General features: G+C 45.1%; 15 protein-coding genes. 12 read left to right on the top strand and 3 right to left on the bottom strand.

Annotated elements, in window-relative coordinates; genetic code table 11:
- Positions 1-134: 134 nt before the first annotated feature.
- The 5 genes from sstT (at position 135) to FTT63_RS05015 (ending at position 4,571) form a co-directional block, all read left to right on the top strand.
- Positions 135-1,328: a serine/threonine transporter SstT gene (gene sstT / locus FTT63_RS05035; protein ID WP_180192041.1), complete on the top strand. Its 1,194-nt coding sequence runs from the start codon at positions 135-137 to the stop codon at positions 1,326-1,328.
- Between the two features lie 35 nt (positions 1,329-1,363).
- Positions 1,364-2,038: a YoaK family protein gene (locus tag FTT63_RS05030; RefSeq protein ID WP_005178167.1), complete on the top strand. Its 675-nt coding sequence runs from the start codon at positions 1,364-1,366 to the stop codon at positions 2,036-2,038.
- Between the two features lie 15 nt (positions 2,039-2,053).
- Positions 2,054-2,587 carry a DUF2058 domain-containing protein gene (locus FTT63_RS05025; protein WP_016658090.1) on the top strand — a complete coding sequence of 178 codons (534 nt, stop codon included), beginning with the start codon at positions 2,054-2,056 and terminating at the stop codon, positions 2,585-2,587.
- Between the two features lie 178 nt (positions 2,588-2,765).
- Positions 2,766-4,004 (top strand): mechanosensitive ion channel family protein, encoded by a 1,239-nt coding sequence (locus FTT63_RS05020; protein ID WP_016658089.1) that lies wholly within the window; start codon positions 2,766-2,768, stop codon positions 4,002-4,004.
- A 204-nt stretch (positions 4,005-4,208) separates the two neighbouring features.
- The gene (locus FTT63_RS05015; RefSeq protein WP_075166578.1) at positions 4,209-4,571 is read left to right on the top strand and encodes a NirD/YgiW/YdeI family stress tolerance protein; all 363 of its coding nucleotides are present in this window, start codon (positions 4,209-4,211) and stop codon (positions 4,569-4,571) included.
- Positions 4,572-4,655: 84 nt separating this feature from the next.
- Here the strand turns inward: FTT63_RS05015 and FTT63_RS05010 are convergent, their stop codons facing one another.
- Entirely contained in the window at positions 4,656-4,820 is a 165-nt protein-coding gene (locus tag FTT63_RS05010) for a hypothetical protein (protein WP_155757083.1), read from the bottom strand.
- 29 nt (positions 4,821-4,849) lie between these two features.
- On the opposite strand from FTT63_RS05010, the gene FTT63_RS05005 reads away from it, so the two are divergent.
- The 5 genes from FTT63_RS05005 to FTT63_RS04985 all read left to right on the top strand — a co-directional run bounded on the left by FTT63_RS05005 (position 4,850) and on the right by FTT63_RS04985 (position 10,166).
- A complete protein-coding gene (locus tag FTT63_RS05005) occupies positions 4,850-6,703 on the top strand; it encodes an ABC transporter ATP-binding protein (RefSeq protein WP_005178171.1) in 1,854 nt (617 codons plus the stop codon).
- Between the two features lies 1 nt (position 6,704).
- Positions 6,705-7,154 (top strand): MaoC family dehydratase, encoded by a 450-nt coding sequence (locus FTT63_RS05000; protein ID WP_016658087.1) that lies wholly within the window; start codon positions 6,705-6,707, stop codon positions 7,152-7,154.
- 103 nt (positions 7,155-7,257) lie between these two features.
- Positions 7,258-8,286, top strand: coding sequence for an AraC family transcriptional regulator (locus FTT63_RS04995; protein ID WP_180192040.1), 1,029 nt, complete (start codon positions 7,258-7,260; stop codon positions 8,284-8,286).
- Positions 8,287-8,354: 68 nt separating this feature from the next.
- Positions 8,355-8,729 (top strand): glycine cleavage system protein GcvH, encoded by a 375-nt coding sequence (gene gcvH / locus FTT63_RS04990; RefSeq protein ID WP_005178176.1) that lies wholly within the window; start codon positions 8,355-8,357, stop codon positions 8,727-8,729.
- Positions 8,730-8,984: 255 nt separating this feature from the next.
- Positions 8,985-10,166, top strand: coding sequence for an MFS transporter (locus FTT63_RS04985; protein ID WP_180192039.1), 1,182 nt, complete (start codon positions 8,985-8,987; stop codon positions 10,164-10,166).
- Positions 10,167-10,226: 60 nt separating this feature from the next.
- Here the strand turns inward: FTT63_RS04985 and FTT63_RS04980 are convergent, their stop codons facing one another.
- Positions 10,227-11,420, bottom strand: a complete 1,194-nt coding sequence (locus FTT63_RS04980) for a PilT/PilU family type 4a pilus ATPase (RefSeq protein ID WP_045794791.1) — start codon at positions 11,418-11,420, stop codon at positions 10,227-10,229.
- A gap of 253 nt (positions 11,421-11,673) precedes the next feature.
- The gene (locus FTT63_RS04975; protein ID WP_104471376.1) at positions 11,674-12,729 is read right to left on the bottom strand and encodes a 3-deoxy-7-phosphoheptulonate synthase; all 1,056 of its coding nucleotides are present in this window, start codon (positions 12,727-12,729) and stop codon (positions 11,674-11,676) included.
- Between the two features lie 873 nt (positions 12,730-13,602).
- On the opposite strand from FTT63_RS04975, the gene hppD reads away from it, so the two are divergent.
- On the top strand, positions 13,603-14,661 hold the full coding sequence (gene hppD, locus FTT63_RS04970; protein ID WP_168383124.1) for a 4-hydroxyphenylpyruvate dioxygenase: 1,059 nt from the start codon (positions 13,603-13,605) through the stop codon (positions 14,659-14,661).
- 151 nt (positions 14,662-14,812) lie between these two features.
- On the top strand, positions 14,813-16,195 hold the full coding sequence (locus FTT63_RS04965; RefSeq protein WP_180192038.1) for an amino acid permease: 1,383 nt from the start codon (positions 14,813-14,815) through the stop codon (positions 16,193-16,195).
- Positions 16,196-16,197 lie beyond the last annotated feature (2 nt).

The following is a 16,197-nucleotide window of genomic DNA, read 5'->3' as shown; positions in this document are numbered from 1 at the left end:
ATTTTTCGAATATTCTATTTAAAAACAGCCATTTGATTTTTATATGATTTTTTTTGTAAGCTATTTAAATTTTCGGTATAAAATACATCGCTAATTTTCCCCTATATTGTCCGTAATTCAGACAAGGCCTTCCTATGTTCTCAGCATTTCTGCGCTTGAGCTTAGTCACTCGAATTCTGATCGCTATCATTTTAGGTGTGATAGTTGCGGTGGCTTTTCCACAATTTGCGCCCTACTTAAGCCTGCTCGGCGATTTATTCATTAAAGCGCTTAAATCCGTGGCACCAATTCTGGTGTTTGTCCTGGTGTTATCCTCTATTGCCAATTTCAAGGTTGGCCATAGTGCGCATATCCGCCCGATTATGCTGATGTATGCCGCAGGTATGTTCCTGGCTGCCCTGGCCGCAGTAATTGCCAGCAGCCTGTTCCCAAGCACGCTGTTCCTGGATATTCCGGCCAATACCGACATGCAACCACCGGGCAGTCTGGCTGAGATTTTAAAGAATCTGCTCTTAAGTTTTGTGGCTAACCCGGTAACAGCAATTAGTGAAGCCAACTTTATTGGTATTCTGGCCTGGGCTGTGGCTTTAGGTGTGGCCTTCCGTCATGCAACAGACAATACCAAAGCCTTCCTGACCGATGCTGCAGATGCTGTGAATAAAGTAATCCGTCTGGTGATTAACTTTGCGCCGTTTGGTATTTTTGGTCTGGTGGCGGTGACTTTTGCCGAATCTGGTATGAGTACCTTGGTTAGCTATACGCAATTATTAACTGTGCTGATTGGCACCATGATTTTTGTGGCGCTGGTGATTAACCCGATGATGGTGGGCTTTGTCACTCGTTCCAATCCATATCCACTGGTATTCAAATGTTTACGTGAAAGTGGTATTACCGCCTTCTTTACCCGCAGCTCTGCCGCTAACATTCCGGTGAACCTTGATTTGGCCAAACGTTTAGGCGTACAGGAATCAACTGCCAGTGTCGCCATTCCATTGGGTGCTGCGATTAACATGGCTGGTGCTTCTGTAACCATTACTGTGCTGTCACTGGCGGCGGTGAATACTTTAGGCATTCAGGTTGACTTTAGCACCATGCTGATTTTATCCGTGGTCGCGACGGTTTCGGCTTGTGGTGCATCTGGTGTAGCCGGTGGTTCATTGCTGCTGATTCCGGTGGCATGTGGCCTGTTCGGAATTTCATCGGACATCGCCATGCAAGTGGTGGCCATTGGTATGGTGATTAGCGTGTTGCAGGATTCGGCGGAAACTGCACTGAACTCATCTACCGATGTATTATTTACTGCCGCAGTTGATCGTAGTTTGCGTTAATATATGCACGACGTCTGTTGATTAATCAATGAATTATGCCATTTCAAAAATTACCGCTCTGGGTTCAGCTGGGTGCATTTTTTCTTTCTGTGAATGCAGGAATCATTAATGTTCTAGGACTGGTGACTGTATTGCACCAGTCTGTTTCCCACATGACCGGTAATGTCAGCATGCTGGCAATGGCACTTTTAGACTGGCAATGGTCACAGGTAATTTATCTGTTTCTGGTCGTTGTCTGTTATGTGATTGGTTCATTTTATAGTGGACTTATCTTGGGAAATAGCCACTTTCTCCTTGGACGCCGTTATGGGCTGCCGCTGAGTTTAGTGGCTATTTTTATTCTGCTGTGCTGGATTTTACTGCCGTATTTCCCGCGTTATGCACTGCTCTGGGCCTGTGTAGCGATGGGCGTTCAAAATGCCATGATCAGCTATTACAAAGGCACCATCATCCGGACCACGCATTTATCCGGGGTATTGACCGATTTGGGTCTGGCCTTGGGCTATCGCGTGCGTGGCCTGCATGTTGGCAAACGCCGGGTGATTTTGCACCTGCTGATTTTAATTGGCTTCTTTATTGGCGGTCTGGTTGCGACAGCGGTTTATCCTTTATTACAATTAAACTCTTTCCTGGTGCCGGTGGCTTTAAGCTTTAGCTTAAGTCTGGTGTACTGGGTGATTTATTTTCGTTATCGACATTTTCAGAAATAGTTCGGACATTTTCTCATGGTCAAAAATGCATTACAGGCACAGTTACTCAAAGCAGGTTTAGTCGATAATAAAAAGGCTAAAAAACTGTCTAAACAGGCGGTACATGAGCAGCGCACAGGTGTGAGTAAAGATGCTGAAGTAAAAGCCAAAATCGAGCAGGACAAACAGCAGAAAATGGCCCGTGATCAGGCGCTGGAACAAGAGAAAAAAGCCGCCTTGCAGGAAAAAGAGCTGAAAGCTGCCATCATGCAAATGATCAACCAGCATAAAATCCGCGACACCGATGGCGACAGCGTGTATCAGTTTATTGATGGCACCATTAAAAAAGTCTACATCAACCAGCAGATTTATAATGCACTGGTGGCCGGAAGTCTGGTGATTGCCAAGGAAAATGAAGCTTATGCCTTCTTGCCAAAAGCGTTGGCGGAGCGTATTAACCAGAAAATGGAAGGCTTTATTCTGGTGAATAATTCACAAAGCAACGCGGATACCACCGATGAAGAAGATCCGTATGCTGCTTATGTCATTCCTGATGACCTGATGTGGTAAGCACTACAAAGAAAACCGGCTTGGGCCGGTTTTTTTATGGGCTGTTTCATGTGATTCAGACCCGATTGAACGTAAGCAGATGCACAGGATATGTATAAAAATTTTATTAGAGGTTATAAATTTAAACATAAACCTTTAAACTCTATCACATTTTTAAAATGAATTAAGCGAGGATCACTTGGAACAGTTTGACGTCATCCAGAATCTGCAAGACTGGATAGATCAATACCCATGGCTAGAAATGCTGTCATCTCTCAGTATTGTGATTTTATTGGCGATTATTGCCAATTTTATTGCCAAGCAAGTGGTGGTACGCGGCATTCGCAAGCTTATTTCCAAACTTCCTTTTGCCCACAACGAAATTATTGCCGAACACAGCGTTATCCGCCGTATTGCCAATATTGTGCCGGCGATTGTGATCATGAACGGGATTACCACCGTTCCGCATTTGTCCGATAAAGCCATCACCTTTGTGCAGATGGGCGCGCAGGCCTTTATCTTCCTGACCATTGCTCTAGCCATTGGCGAATTGCTGAATATCTTTAATCTGATTTACCAGCGTAATCCCAAGTCACGCAATAAACCGATTAAGGGCTATTTGCAGCTGGTCAAGCTGATTATCTTTATTGTCTGTGGTCTGATGATTCTGGGCACTTTCCTGAAAAAAGATGTATTCACCTTGCTGGCCGGTTTTGGTGCCATGGCTGCGGTGCTGATGCTGGTGTTCCAGAATACGATTTTATCGCTGGTGGCTTCGGTACAGATTGCCTCTTATGACATGGTGCGTTTAGGGGACTGGATTGAAATGCCGTCTTTAAATGCCGATGGTGATGTCATTGATATGTCATTACATACCGTCACGGTACAGAACTTTGACAAGACCATTACCACCATTCCGACCAATAAATTAATTACCGACACCTTTAAAAACTGGCGCGGTATGCAGGAAGCCGGTGCGCGCCGGATTAAACGTTCGATTCATATTGATCAGAGCAGCGTGCATTTCATGAGCGCTGAGGAACAGGCCAAGCTGAAAGAATTTATTTTGCTGGATCAGTATTTAAATACCAAGGCAGAAGAACTGGAAAAGTTTAACCAGCAACTGAACAACCATGCCCAGTACAATCATCGTCGTCTGACCAACTTGGGGACGTTCCGTGCCTATGTTGAGTTTTATCTTCAGCAGCATCCAGGGATTAGCAAAAACCAGTCCCTGATGGTGCGTCAGCTACAACCGACCAGCGAAGGTTTACCACTAGAGATTTATGCTTTTACCAATACCACGGTCTGGAAAGAGTATGAAAATATCCAGTCAGATATTATGGATCATTTACTGGCAATTATTCCGGAGTTTGGTTTACAGGTGTATCAGGCGCCATCTGGAACCGATTTTAAAGAGTCGTTTAAAGCATCTTAAGTTTTTAGACTGAAACTAAACACATGAGAACCCACCGCTTGGTGGGTTTTCTTTTTCATCTTCCCTTTCGAATGTATCAGACTCATTTCCCTGTTCTTTCTTACCTAAACACTGCCCGCTGATGTTTACAATGACACAGCATTGCAGCACGCTGTTTTTACGTATACTGAAATTAAGTTTATAAAAGAAAGAGGTACATCCTGCATGAAAATTAAAATGCCGTTAATCTTCGCCAGTGTTCTGCTTGCACTTTCAGCTCCTGCCTTTGCGGATGATGACCAGAAAATTATTGCGCAAGCAGCAAAAAATATTATGACCACTGCGCAGGCACTGAAAGCCGCAGATGAAACACCAGTTACGGTGTATGGCACTATTCATAAACATATTAAAGATGAAATGTACCAGCTTCAGGATCAGACCGGCATCATCCATGTCGAAATTGATCATGATCTGGCGACACCGGCGCAATTGCTGAATCCAGGTAAAAAAGTCCGGGTGGTCGGTGAAGTGGATACACACCGTTATAAACCAACCGATATTGATGTAGTCGAGATTGAAATTCTGTAAGTTTCAGGCAGATATTTTCTGATCGAAGCTCGCAAAAAATATGAGGTTTCTTTCAACTGCAAAGCCTTATTTATCTGCCTGATTTTAAAGCAGCACCGCCCTGAAAAGTTTTACTTTTCTTTTAAACTGGGTATTCTTGGCAATAAATCTGTTGTTTATCTCGCAAGCGGTAATCGTGATCAGTAGCGCATTGAATAGAACATGCTCTTCGTCTGTACAAGCCGCATGGCCGATACCAATGATGATCATCAATCTGCTTGCTCAAAAGGACATTGTGTATGTTTAAGTGGTTCGAGAGCCTGGTTAATCCATACCCCACCAAAGGTTTAAATAAACCACTACCTACCCGTTTTTTTCCTTTTGTCTGGCAGGCCGCGCGCGGTGTTCGTCCGTACTTATTGCTATTGGTGCTGTGTACCGCAGGTGCGGCAAGTTTTGAAGCCCTGCTCTATGCCAAAATTGGCGAGCTGGTGAACTGGCTCAGTCAAAGTCAGCCAGATACCTTTCTGGCCGAACATCAAACCAATCTGACTATTCTGACTTTTATCCTGCTGGCCAATATTTTCTTTGCTAGTTTGCAATCCATTATCAAACATCAGATTTTATATAGTAATTTCCCGATGCGCCTGCGCTGGCGTTTTCACAACTTACTGCTGCGTCAAAGTCTGGATTTTTTCCATAATGATTTTGCCGGGCGGCTATCGGCCAAAGTCATGCAAACAGCGCTGGCGGTACGAGAATTCTGGATTATTCTGGGCGATATGCTGGCCTATGTGGTGATTTACTTTATTACCATCAGCGTGGTGTTAGGCGCCATTTCACCTATGCTGATTATCCCGTTGCTGGTATGGCTGGGCCTGTTTATTGCCGCAGCCAGTTATTTTATTCCACGTTTAAGCAGAATCTCCAATAGCCAGGCTGATGCCCGCGCCGTCATGACCGGCCGCGTGACCGATGCCTATACCAACATCCAGACCGTGAAACTGTTTGCCCATGCCGGCCGCGAAAGCCAGTATGCCAAAGAATCCATGCAGGAATTTATGGTCACGGTCTATAAGCAGATGCGTTTGGGCGCACAGTATGAAATCAGCATTAACCTGCTGACGGTTGTGCTGTATGTCGGTGTGCTGGGTACGGCGCTGTGGTTATGGATGAATGGCCAGGCAGAACTCGGCATTATTGCCGCCACCACCGCCATGATTCTCAAGCTGAACAGCATTGCTGAATTTATGATGTGGCAAACCTCGGCGCTGTTTGAAAATGTCGGTACCATTCAAGACGGGATGAAAACCCTCGGCCGCCCGATCACAATTGAAGATAAACCGGATGCCAAAACCTTGAATGTCGCGCAAGGTGAAATCAAATTTGAAAATGTCAGCTTTGCCTATAATGACAAAAACGTAATTGAGCAGTTTAACCTGACCATCCGTCCGGGTGAAAAAATCGGGATTGTCGGACGTTCCGGTGCCGGGAAATCGACCCTCATCCAGCTGTTACTGCATTTTTATCAGATTAATCAGGGCCGGATTCTGATTGATGGTCAGGATATTGTCGATGTCACCCAGGACAGCCTGCGTAAGAATATCGCGCTGGTAACACAGGACACGTCGCTGCTGCATCGTACCGTGGCTGAAAATATTAAATATGGCCGCCCTGATGCCAGCGATGAAGAGATGTATGCTGCAGTGGCCAAAGCCAAGGCTGAAGAATTTATTCCGCAGCTGACCGATTTACGTGGCAAACGCGGTTATGAAGCCTATGTGGGTGAACGCGGCGTGAAACTGTCGGGCGGACAACGTCAGCGGATTGCGATTGCCCGGGTATTCTTAAAAGATGCGCCCATTTTAATTCTGGATGAAGCCACCAGTGCGCTGGATTCTGAAGTTGAAGCCGCAATTCAGTCCAGTCTGGATGAACTGATGCAAGGTAAAACCGTTATTGCGATTGCTCACCGTTTATCGACCATTGCGCAGATGGATCGCCTGATTGTGCTGGATCAGGGTCAGATTGCCGAACAAGGCACGCATGATGAACTGGTGGCACTGAACGGAATTTACGCTCAGCTGTGGCAACGCCAAACTGGTGGCTTTCTGATTGAGCAACAACAATTAAAGCAAAAACAAGGAACCTGATATGTTGTATCTGGAAGATTTGAAGGTGGGTGATCACTTTGTCAGTCGTGACTACGAAATGACTTTAGAAGAAATTCAGCAGTTTGCCCACCTGTATGACCCACAAATTTTCCATACCGATGTGCAGCAAGCCGCGCAGCATCCGGTATTTCAAGGCATTGCCGCCAGTGGCTGGCATACTGCCGCGGTAACCATGCGTTTATGGACCGAATGTTTTCCGGTGGCACATGGCCTGATTGGTTCAGAATCCAGTCTGCGCTGGCCGCGTCCGACCCGTCCGGGTGACCTGATTCATGTTGATGTTGAAATTACCGCCATCAGTCCATCAAAAACCAAGCTGGACCGTGGTCTGGTCAGTTATGTGACACAGGCCTTAAACCAGCATGGTGAAGTTTTACTGATTTCGACCACCAAAATTGTGGTGTTCCGGCGGGATGCACAGGTGGCCTAAGCAGTCATTTTGTCAAACAATTTTTCTAGTTTTCCGGTTTTTTTCATGCCAATATAGGCAAGCAAATTTAAAAAATAATACTCATTAGTGCAATGGACCGTGCATGAAAACACTTTTACCGCGTCAGGATCAGGGTGTTCCTGGTGTTTATGGCTTACTTATTCTGGATGTTGTTTCCCGTTGGGGATATAACGCTGAAACCTTTTTTGCTCCCTTCCATCTGACCACTGAACAACTGGCCGATCCTGACTTTCGGATTCCGACCAGCATGGCCAATGACATGGTCAAACATGCGCTGTATCTCACCGGTGAATCGACGCTGGGCTATCATTTAGGCACGCAAATGCGCATCTCGATTCATGGCTTTATCGGCTATGCGATTATGACTGCCAATGATATTAGTGATGCTTTAATGCTGGCCAACCGCTTTATTCAGCTGCGGATGCCCTTTTTACAGCTGTTTTTCTCTACCTTTGGTGAAAAAGCCACCCTGCAGCTGCAAGGTGAAATTGATCTGGAACCGCTCAGAACCGAAATTGCGATTGCACTGATTATTGGCATGATCACCATGGCCAAAGCCATTACCGGCATGGAGCATCTTTCTGGTGAAGTCGATTTTGATTTCCCGGAACCGCTGGGCTTTGAAAAATATGCAGCCAAATTCCCGAATCACAGTTTCCGTTTTGACCAGCCCTATCTGATCTTGAGTTTTGACAAGCAGTATTTGGGGCTGAAAATGATTCATGCCGATCCTATTGCCAGCCAGATTGCCATTAACCAGTGCGAAGCCGAACTTTCTGCCTTGGGTGAACAGCGCCGCCTGTCGATGCGCGTGCGCGATATTCTGACCAATTCCGAACAGCATTATTTAAGTATCGAGCATGTCGCCGACCAGCTGCATATGTCAGATCGCACCCTGAAACGCCAGCTGGCAGCCGAAGGCACCTCTTTTTCTACCCTGGTTGATGAAGTCCGTTACCGGCATGCCACCTCGCTGCTGTCACGTACCGATTACACCCTGGAACAGATTGCCGATGAACTGGGTTATAGCGATGTCGCCAATTTTAGCCGCGCCTTTAAGCGCTGGAGTGGCCGCAGTCCAAGCAACTGGCGTAAAGATCCGTATTTATAAAACTTTTGTTTTTCTGCAAAAGCATGTATAAACATGCCAAAAATGATTTAAATAGTTAAGGAGTCATCATGAATCACCCTTCAGAACTGAAATATGCACGTACACACGAATGGGTACGCATTGAAGGTGATCTTGTTGTTACAGGTATTTCTGATCATGCTCAAGATGCACTGGGCGATCTGGTCTATGTCGAAGCACCTGAAGTGGGCCAGCAAGTGACCGCGGGTGAACAGGCCGGCGTGGTGGAATCTGTGAAAACTGCGTCTGACATTCACGCGCCAGTATCCGGCACAGTGGTTGAAATTAACCCGGCGCTGGAAGATGACCCGGATTTTGTGAATGATGAGCCGTATGGCAAAGGCTGGATTTATAAAATCAAGCCAGACAACCTGGCCGATGTCGAAAAACTGCTTTCAAGCAGCGAATATGAAGCCGGCTTATAAAAAATAATCTTGCAAGAAGATCAGCCTACGGGCTGATTTTTTTAGCTCAAAACCCCATTAAATGAATATAATTATCACAATAAGATAATTTTATTAATTAAATTTATTAAATAACATTAAAATTTACATAAATTATAGCAATACTATATTTTTACCATAAAATAATTTAAGATAGGCCTTGTCTCTCCCATATATCAATAGCGGCAGATCAGCACAACAACAAACGCCCTATTGATCCCAGCACAAAGGTTTAATATGTCAAACACCGCGTCACAGCCTTTATGGAACAAACCTTTTCTTCTGTGTTTTTCCAATAACCTGTTTCTGTTTATTTTCTATTTTGCCCAGACCACCATTTTGCCAATTTATATCCTGAATGAGCTGAACGGTTCACTGGCACAGGCCGGTCTGGCCATGACCCTGTTTATGGTGTCCTCTATTCTGGTGCGGCCATTTAGCGGGTTGATTATTGAAAAGCTGGGCCGTAAAAAGACCTTGTTCCTGTCCGAAAGCATGTTCTGCCTGCTGTCTTTTGCCTATATTTTTGCTGACAACCTGACCCTGCTGCTGATCATCCGTTTTATTCAAGGTATCTGGTTCAGTATTTTAACCACCGTTACCGTACCAATTGCCAATGACTTTATTCCGGAGCAGCGTAAAGGTGAAGGTATGGGTTATTTTGTTATGTCGGTGAATTTAGGGATTGTCCTCGGACCTTTGCTGGGCATTTCCTTAATCCAGACTTGGTCCTATAGCATTATTGCGACTGTATTGGCGGTGATTATCAGCCTGGGCTTTGCCTTCTGTTTTATGATCCCGCTGCGTGAGCCAGAAAAAACCGATACTGCTGCAACTGTTCGCCGTAAGCTATCGCTGCATGACTTTATGGAGAAAAAGGCTTTAACAGTTTCAGTGATGGCGATGCTGGTGGCCTTTTCCTATGCCAGTATCATGTCTTTTATTTCCACCTATGCCGAAGAAAAAGACCTGCTCAGTTATACCAGTATATTCTTTATTGTGTTCGCCATTTCCATGATGAGCCTGCGCCCGATTACCGGGAAAATTTATGACCGTTATGGTCCGCGCTATGTGATTTATCCTTCAATCTTAATGTTTGCCGCAGGTCTGGCATTGCTCAGCCAGATGCAGGGTGTGGTCAGTTTTATGGTCTCTGCGATCTTTATTGGGATGGGATTCGGCACCTTGCAACCATGTTTACAAACCTTGGCGATTCAGCGCGCGCCTAAATCGCGGATTGGCCATGCCACCTCAACTTTCTTCACCTGCTACGATATTGGGATTGCCCTCGGTTCGCTACTGGTCGGCTTACTGATTAGCTGGCAAGGCTATAGCATCACCTATCTGGTCTGTGCCGGGGTGGTGTTGTCGAGTCTGGTCTTTTATAAGTTTGTGGTTAATCACCCAGCCACAGCCTAAATTAAAAAAACGCCCCAATTGGGCGTTTTATTTTTTAAGTGATGCTAGATAAATTGCAGCTTAAGCACTCTGTTGAGGAGCAGATTCCGTATCTTCATCTTCCGGTTTTGGCTCTTCCAGCATGCTAAAGCTCATAGCTGCCGAAGCTTCGCTTGGCCGGTTACTTTTCAATTTAATCTGTAAGCGCAATTCATTCATCGAATCGGCATTACGAATTGCTTCTTCATAGGAAATCGCGCCTTCGTTATACAAATCAAATAGAGCCTGATCAAACGTCTGCATGCCCAGTTCACGCGATTTGCCCATAATCGACTTTAACTCATGGAACTGGCCTTTTAAAATCAGTTCAGAAATCAGCGGCGTATTCAGCATAATCTCGACTGCCGCACGGCGGCCTTTACCATCTTCGGTACGCACCAGACGCTGGGAAATAATGGCCTTCATATTGGACGACAGATCCATCAGCAACTGGTTACGGCGCTCTTCCGGGAAAAAGTTGATAATCCGGTCCAGCGTCTGGTTGGCGTTATTGGCATGCAAGGTGCCCAAACATAAATGCCCGGTTTCAGCAAAGGCAATCGCATGTTCCATGGTTTCGGTGTCGCGGATCTCGCCAATTAAAATCACATCCGGTGCCTGACGTAAGGTATTTTTCAGCGCATTGTGCCAGGAATGGCTGTCGACCCCGACTTCACGATGGGTAATCATCGACTTTTTATGCTTGTGCACATATTCCACCGGGTCTTCCACGGTAATAATATGCCCGGCTGAATTTTCATTACGATGATCAATCATCGCCGCCAAAGAGGTCGATTTACCTGAACCGGTTCCCCCCACCACCAGCACCAGACCGCGCTTTTCCATAATAATATGCTTCAGTGATTCCGGCAGTTTCAGCTGGCTAAAGTTTGGAATTTCCGCGCTAATGGTTCGAATCACCATCCCGACATGCAGCTGCTGTTGAAACACATTGACCCGAAAACGCGATACCTCCGGCACACTAATGGCAAAGTTGCATTCCAGATCAGTTTCAAACTCGCTACGCTGTTTTTCATTCATGAGGCTGTAGGCAAACAGCTTGGTTTTTTCTGCGGTCAGCGCCTGTTGTCCCAGCGCTTTCATCATGCCCTGATGTTTAATGCTCGGTGGAAAATCCGCGGTAATAAATAAATCTGATCCCCCAAATTCAACCACTTTGCTGAGCATATGAAACATAAACTTACGCGCATCTTCGAGTAATTCTGCACTGTACATCATCAATTATTCACTATCTGTTCTGTCATCATTTTTGGCCCCAACGCGCCGGTATTCAACCGATTGGCAGCGCTGAGCATGTTGTCGATATTGCATCAATCATCCTGATTTCACAATCAATAAAAATTTCAACTTATTCAAAAAATTCAAGATAATCTGCCAATTTCATCAAACTTTTCTATTTTAATTTTAAGGTGCTGATAAAAAATAAGCCCCTGAGGTTCAGGGGCTATTCATTCAATACAATTGCAGTTTAAGCACTACGTTTTAACGGTCGTAAGACCAGTTCTTGTGCGACCTGAAACAATAACTGTTCAGTCTTGTTCCAGCCTAAACAACCATCGGTCACGGACTGGCCATAGGTCATCTGATCCGAGATTTTCTGTTGTCCATCGACCAGATGACTTTCCAGCATGACACCGCGAACCTGAGTTTGTGCACGCTCTGCCACAATGGTTTTTAACACCTCTGGTTGTAATAACGGATTTTTACTGCTGTTGCCATGACTGCAATCAATCACCAGCGCTGGCATCTCGCCTTTGACTTTGGCTTTGATTTTTTCAATTTCAGCCAGCTGGTAGTTCGGGCCAATATTGGCGCCACGTAAAATCAGATGTGCTTTCGGGTTGCCCTGTGATTCTAAAATACACGGTAAACCTTGCTGGCTCATGCCTAAGAACTGATGCGGATGTGAAGCCGATTGAATTGCGTCTAAAGCAATTTGTACCGAACCATCGGTACCATTTTTGAAGCCAATGCTGTACGGCATGTGGCTAGAAATTTCACGGTGAATCTGAGATTCACTGGTACGCGCGCCAATCGCACCCCAGGCCAGTAAATCGTCAAAGTAGGCCGTTGCCATCGGACTTAGAATTTCCGAGGCAATAGGCAGCCCCATTTCAATAATTTGCAAGTACAGTTCACGTGACTTTTCCAGTCCCAATTGCATATTGGATGAACCGTTTAATTCTGGATCGTATAAGAAGCCTTTCCAGCCAACCGTGGTGCGCGGTTTTTCAATATAGGCACGCATTACCAGGAAAATCTGGTCTGCCACCTGGCTTTGCAGTTGTTGTAATTTTTGTGCGTATTCCAGTGCTGCCGCAGGATCATGGATGGAGCATGGGCCGGTAATCACCAGCAAACGTGAATCGGTACCGTTAAGAATATTCTGAATGGTTTGACGCTGCTCGGCAATTTGCTGTGCCAACGCGCCAGAAAGCGGCAATTGCGCCTTGAGCTGATAAGGTAAGCTTAAAATTGTTTCTTTGGCTGAGGATTGTTGTAATGCAGTATTTAAAGCGTTCATTGATTCTTCCTTTGGACTGTGGTTTGACAGTCCGAACTTTTATTTGAGCGATATGGGTCTAATACAGGTCAGGTTGGTCATAGCTTGACTAAAGTAAAACCAATAAAAGTTGCTAAAGTATGAATAGTTAAATGTACGCATGAGAATCTCCAAAAGATTGATTAAATTCAAGATATAAAAAAACCTGATCAGGGTTGCCGATCAGGTATCAACTGGTGGGCAACCTTATTTTGCCCGAACGCGTTCAGGCAATTATCTAAACTGCCAGAAGTAATAGTATGCGTTTGAGATTACAGGTTGCTTTAACATCTTTATTTCTTCAAAAAGTATGTGTCTGAAAAATAAAATACGCGCTATTTCCAGCTTTGACAATAGTTTTCTGGATGTTTTTTAGCATTCTTCCGGATTTCCTTTCACATTTAGCAAAACACAGCTTTCCTCCAATTGATCTCCTATCTTCCGGGTTAAATCACGTCGAAAGACTCAAATTACTTTTGGATAAAAAATTATCCGCATTAAAATTACCTTCTATTGGATATTTACAGTCAAAACACCACCATTAAAAACCTTTTAAAATCATTAACTAATTCATTAAAAATCATAGCCCACCCACCATAATTTACAAAAAGTTACAATTATATTTCTTCCTATTCACCAATAAAACAAAAAACAATATTTTATAAATATCATTACTTTAATTTATCATTAAGCCTGATTTGAGTTATAAGTTACGAAATGCGTAATCATATTACGTATTGAACAGAGATTAACTCTTGCTAAGATATTTTCATCTGGAACTCCCTGATTTCAGGAAATTCCTGCAAAAACAACAAGTGAAGCAATTGGATTGCTCACCATACATGAGGATGGAACATGCACAACTTAGCTAACCCTTTAGAGCTATGCGGATTTGAATTTATTGAGTTTGTCTCGGAAAATGGCGCTCTGGATTCAGTTTTTCAAACGCTCGGTTTTACCCAAGTGGCTAAGCACAAATCCAAAAATGTCTACTTATGGCGTCAGGGCGACATCAATATCATTCTGAACTATCAGCCAGAATCCTATGCATCGTATTTCTTTAATGAACATGGTCCATCGGCCTGTGCCATGGGCTTTAAGACCAAAAATGCAACCCGTGCCTATCAGAAAGCGCTCGAACTCGGTGCCGAACCAATCAAAAACGTGATTGGTCCTATGGAACTGAATATTCCAGCGATTAAAGGCATTGGTGGCTCACCAATCTTTCTGGTCGACTGCGATATTTATCAGCAGGATTTCGAGTTCTTTGAAGGTGTTGATCCGCGCCCGGTGGGTACTGGTTTAAAAGAAATTGACCATTTAACCCATAATGTCTACAAAGGCCGGATGCAGTACTGGGCCAATTTCTATGAAAAAATCTTTAATTTCCAGGAAATCCGCTACTTCGATATTAAAGGTGAATACACTGGTTTGACCTCAAAAGCGCTGACTGCACCAGATGGCAAAATCCGTATTCCACTGAATGAAGACTCGGACAAAGGCAACGGACAAATTGCCGAGTTCCTGTCAGAATTTAACGGCGAAGGCATTCAGCATATTGCCTTCTCAACCGATGACTTACTGGCGACCTGGGACAAGCTCAAAGCCATGGGTGCCAAGTTTATGACTCCACCACCGGCAACCTATTATGAAATGCTGGCAGAACGTTTACCTGAACATGGCGAACCGACTGCAGAGCTGCAACAGCGTGGCATTTTGCTGGATGGTAATACCAAAGATGGTGAAAAACGCCTGCTGCTACAGATTTTCTCGGAAAATATGATTGGCCCGGTGTTCTTCGAGTTTATTCAACGTAAAGCAGATGATGGCTTTGGCGAAGGAAACTTCAAAGCCCTGTTCGAATCGATTGAGCGCGACCAGATTAAACGTGGCGTGCTTGACGTCTCTGCCTGATTTTCAGGTGTTCTAAATCCCGACAACGCCGCTCTTGCACATGCGATTTGGCATGTGTCAGGGGCGGCGCATGTTTAAATTTCAGCAATTACATCACCTGCGCCAAAACAATAACAACACAGTGATGTCGATTTTACATGGATGATAAAAGATGCAACAACATGATGGCAAACTACATAAGGGTTTGAGCAACCGGCATATTCAGCTCATTGCCCTCGGTGGCTCAATTGGCACCGGATTATTCCTCGGCATCTCCCAGACCATTAACCTGGCCGGCCCCTCGGTCATTCTGGGTTATGCCATTGCCGGCCTGATTGCATTTTTAATGATGCGTCAACTGGGTGAAATGATTGTCGAAGAACCTGTCAGTGGTTCTTTTAGTCATTTTGCCTATAAATACTGGGGCAAGTTTGCCGGCTTTATGTCGGGCTGGAATTACTGGGTACTGAATGTGCTGGTCTGTATGGCCGAACTGAGTGCCATTGGCCTGTATATCCATTACTGGTGGCCGGAAATCCCGACCTGGATCTCAGCGCTGGGCTTCTTTATTTTTATTAATGTGATTAACCTGCTGCATGTCAAACTGTTCGGCGAAATGGAATTCTGGCTGGCGATTATTAAAGTGCTGGCGATTGTCGCCATGATTGCTTTTGGGAGCTATCTGCTGGCATCCGGAAACGGTGGTCCGCAGGCGCATTTAAGCAATTTATGGGAACTTGGCGGCTTTTTCCCCAATGGTGTGATGGGCCTGGTGATGGCAATGGCCATGATCATGTTTGCCTTTGGCGGCATTGAGCTGGTCGGTATTGCCGCAGCAGAAACTGACAACCCGAAAAAGACCTTACCGAAAGCGGTCAATCAGATTGTATACCGGGTTTTATTATTCTACATTTTAACCCTGCTGATTATTCTGGCCTTATATCCATGGAACCAGATGGCACAAGGCGGCAGCCCGTTCGTGATGATGTTTGACTCCTTAGGCAGTCAAGGCGTTGCCACAGTATTGAATTTCGTGATCTTGACTGCTGCGGTGTCGGTCTATAACAGCACCAACTACTGTACCAGCCGTATGCTTTTAGGTCTTGCGGAACAAGGCAATGCGCCGAAGTTTTTAAGCAAAATCAATACACGCGGTATTCCGGTAAATGCGGTGATGGTTTCGGCCTTTTTCACCCTGCTCTGTGTGCTGCTGAATTACCTGTTCCCGGAAACGGCGTTCAGCCTGTTGATGATGCTGGTGGTGGCAGCCATTGTGATTAACTGGGTGGTGATTTCCTATACCCATCTGAAATTTAAACGTCAGATGCTGGCGCAGCAACAGCAAACCCTGTTCCCAAGTATTGCCTATCCGTTTACCAATTACCTGTGTATTGCCTTTATGCTCGGTATCTTGGTGATTATGAGCCAGACCCCATCGATGCGTATTGCAGTCGGTCTGCTGCCGGTATGGATTGGCCTGTTATCGCTGGCCTATTACCTTAAACAGAAAAAACTGGCGCGCGATCCTGCGCTCATCAAAGCCAAAAGCTATTAATT

This window comes from Acinetobacter sp. C15 (assembly GCF_013420645.1).
Taxonomy (GTDB): Bacteria; Pseudomonadota; Gammaproteobacteria; order Pseudomonadales; family Moraxellaceae; genus Acinetobacter; species Acinetobacter indicus.
The sequence above is the reverse complement of the archived record's forward strand: the minus strand, read 5'-3'. Positions and strand labels throughout refer to the sequence as shown.

Excerpts from the sequence above, each read along its gene's own strand:
- sstT (WP_180192041.1), top strand. The coding sequence starts at position 135 with ATGTTCTCAGCATTTCTGCGCTTGAGCTTAGTCACTCGAATTCTGATC.
- FTT63_RS05030 (WP_005178167.1), top strand. The coding sequence starts at position 1,364 with ATGCCATTTCAAAAATTACCGCTCTGGGTTCAGCTGGGTGCATTTTTT.
- FTT63_RS05025 (WP_016658090.1), top strand. The coding sequence starts at position 2,054 with ATGGTCAAAAATGCATTACAGGCACAGTTACTCAAAGCAGGTTTAGTC.
- FTT63_RS05015 (WP_075166578.1), top strand. The coding sequence starts at position 4,209 with ATGAAAATTAAAATGCCGTTAATCTTCGCCAGTGTTCTGCTTGCACTT.
- FTT63_RS05010 (WP_155757083.1), bottom strand. The coding sequence starts at position 4,820 with ATGATCATCATTGGTATCGGCCATGCGGCTTGTACAGACGAAGAGCAT.
- FTT63_RS05005 (WP_005178171.1), top strand. The coding sequence starts at position 4,850 with ATGTTTAAGTGGTTCGAGAGCCTGGTTAATCCATACCCCACCAAAGGT.
- FTT63_RS05000 (WP_016658087.1), top strand. The coding sequence starts at position 6,705 with ATGTTGTATCTGGAAGATTTGAAGGTGGGTGATCACTTTGTCAGTCGT.
- FTT63_RS04995 (WP_180192040.1), top strand. The coding sequence starts at position 7,258 with ATGAAAACACTTTTACCGCGTCAGGATCAGGGTGTTCCTGGTGTTTAT.
- gcvH (WP_005178176.1), top strand. The coding sequence starts at position 8,355 with ATGAATCACCCTTCAGAACTGAAATATGCACGTACACACGAATGGGTA.
- FTT63_RS04985 (WP_180192039.1), top strand. The coding sequence starts at position 8,985 with ATGTCAAACACCGCGTCACAGCCTTTATGGAACAAACCTTTTCTTCTG.
- FTT63_RS04980 (WP_045794791.1), bottom strand. The coding sequence starts at position 11,420 with ATGTACAGTGCAGAATTACTCGAAGATGCGCGTAAGTTTATGTTTCAT.
- FTT63_RS04975 (WP_104471376.1), bottom strand. The coding sequence starts at position 12,729 with ATGAACGCTTTAAATACTGCATTACAACAATCCTCAGCCAAAGAAACA.
- hppD (WP_168383124.1), top strand. The coding sequence starts at position 13,603 with ATGCACAACTTAGCTAACCCTTTAGAGCTATGCGGATTTGAATTTATT.
- FTT63_RS04965 (WP_180192038.1), top strand. The coding sequence starts at position 14,813 with ATGCAACAACATGATGGCAAACTACATAAGGGTTTGAGCAACCGGCAT.